The organism is Janthinobacterium sp. FW305-128, from assembly GCF_020858135.1.
Classification (GTDB): Bacteria; Pseudomonadota; Gammaproteobacteria; order Burkholderiales; family Burkholderiaceae_D; genus Janthinobacterium.
This window is the reverse complement of record NZ_JACYMK010000032.1, coordinates 1-1,543: the sequence shown is the minus strand read 5'-3', so window position 1 is coordinate 1,543 and position 1,543 is coordinate 1. Positions and strand designations below refer to the sequence as shown.

At 46.7% G+C, this 1,543-nt stretch carries 4 protein-coding genes; 3 read left to right on the top strand and 1 reads right to left on the bottom strand.

Annotation, left to right across the window (positions count from 1 at the left end; translation table 11 throughout):
- Positions 1–156 precede the first annotated feature (156 nt).
- Positions 157–288, bottom strand: coding sequence for a hypothetical protein (locus IGS60_RS28435; protein WP_268994228.1), 132 nt, complete (start codon positions 286–288; stop codon positions 157–159).
- A gap of 364 nt (positions 289–652) precedes the next feature.
- Here IGS60_RS28435 and IGS60_RS28170 point away from each other — a divergent pair, with 364 nt between their 5' ends.
- From IGS60_RS28170 to IGS60_RS28160, 3 genes are read left to right on the top strand one after another with little or no spacing between them, the layout of a single operon-like run.
- On the top strand, positions 653–835 hold the full coding sequence (locus IGS60_RS28170) for a hypothetical protein (RefSeq protein ID WP_230506901.1): 183 nt from the start codon (positions 653–655) through the stop codon (positions 833–835).
- A gap of 56 nt (positions 836–891) precedes the next feature.
- Positions 892–1,143 (top strand): hypothetical protein, encoded by a 252-nt coding sequence (locus IGS60_RS28165; protein ID WP_230506900.1) that lies wholly within the window; start codon positions 892–894, stop codon positions 1,141–1,143.
- Positions 1,136–1,408, top strand: coding sequence for a hypothetical protein (locus IGS60_RS28160; protein ID WP_230506899.1), 273 nt, complete (start codon positions 1,136–1,138; stop codon positions 1,406–1,408). The genes IGS60_RS28165 and IGS60_RS28160 overlap by 8 nt, the downstream gene beginning before the upstream one ends.
- Positions 1,409–1,543 lie beyond the last annotated feature (135 nt).

The window sequence follows — 1,543 nt, the reverse complement described above, 5'->3', positions numbered from 1 at the left end:
GTGGCACCACCAGGGGGAGCGCGGCCACCAGGCCCAGCGATCACCAGGGCGGCGCCGGCACGGTGCTGGCCACCGACACGCGCAGCGATCGGGATCATTGAGCCATGTGTGAATAGAAAAAGCCGCGTATACGCGGCTCTGTATCTTGCAGTCTATTTACTGACGATCATAATCTGCGCGCAAATCATTTGCGTCAATATCGAACTTCACCGAAGTTTTAAATTCAGCGTCCGGGTAATCAACGCCATCAGTAATCAATTTTTCCAGGTATTCCATCGCTTCGCTCATCCTGTATTTCTCCCATTTAAACACGCGAAAGTTGCGTTTTCATAGGTAATATTATATCACGAAAGACAAAATAGAATACTTTTTTGTCTTTCGATGGACAATATATGCTATAATTAACTCCTATCTAGATCAAAGGAAATGATATGACTATCGTTTACGGAGCTGGTATTGAACCTGGGGGAATGGAGCTAGATTCGCAATCAGATTTAGATGATTGTCCAAAATGCCCAGGTCAAGCCCACTATCGCTATTGGGAACAAGCCGAAGGTGGAAGCATTAACCAATATAGCTATATACGCTGCTCATGCTGTGGGTACTTTGAGGGCGACGATCCCCCCGAATTAAACTAAGAAGGAGTCTAAAAATGCATAAAAATCCAAGATTTAATATTGTGCAGGCTAACGGAAACTGCAATCCTAACTTTGTCGTAATTGATGGCCAGCGTACTAACAGCGGTCATGCAGAATATGGAGCAAAAATTGTCTCCGCAGAAATTCCAAGAGACGAAGCAATCATTCTAGCTGACAACATGCAGGCTTTAACTTAAAGCAGTTACGCGCCCCGCTGGGGCGCAACTAACAGGCGCAAAAAAGAATACTTGCCATGAAAATCCAAGACCTAGATGCCCGCCGTGACGGCGAAGAGTTGACTATGACAACAGATAAAATTGGCATTCTTAATGCTGATGGGCGCGTGTTGTATGTAGTCACGTTGCTTGTTGATGGTTCCCTTAGCGTGGAGTGCGGTGAGCCTGTGCGCGTAAATAATGCATGGCTTGACAATCGTTTGTGCATTGCCCCCGCCAGCTTTAACCGAGTATCCCTGTTTCGTCCACAGGATCAATGCCATGATTGAGCAAAAAAATCGACAGCGTTTTTTACTTCCCGAAGATCAAGAAGCCGAAACATATTGGGAGGGAAAAGAGTTCAAAAAATATGCAGTCGTTGTTTCAACGGGGCCAGTAAAACGACCTACTTTTCAAGACGTCATTTATGTACAAACGAAAAACCCTGATCGAGCAATCAAATGCGCAAAAGATAGATTACCGCAAGGCGTTCGCGGTGCAAGATTTAGCGTGAAATTGGCGACAGCCCGTGAACTTGGATGCGTACCTACATGAGTTATAAATAAGGTTTCGCCAACCATCAAACATTCCTTCTATGCCAAGCTGGTTTTAGGCACGTCAGCAGGCCACTAGAGAGCCTGCCGCCGCGTCCCGAGAGGGCGCGGGGTTTCGGCTGGCGCATGCGGTGAG

Excerpts from the sequence above, each read along its gene's own strand:
- IGS60_RS28165 (WP_230506900.1), top strand. The coding sequence starts at position 892 with ATGAAAATCCAAGACCTAGATGCCCGCCGTGACGGCGAAGAGTTGACT.
- IGS60_RS28170 (WP_230506901.1), top strand. The coding sequence starts at position 653 with ATGCATAAAAATCCAAGATTTAATATTGTGCAGGCTAACGGAAACTGC.
- IGS60_RS28435 (WP_268994228.1), bottom strand. The coding sequence starts at position 288 with ATGAGCGAAGCGATGGAATACCTGGAAAAATTGATTACTGATGGCGTT.
- IGS60_RS28160 (WP_230506899.1), top strand. The coding sequence starts at position 1,136 with ATGATTGAGCAAAAAAATCGACAGCGTTTTTTACTTCCCGAAGATCAA.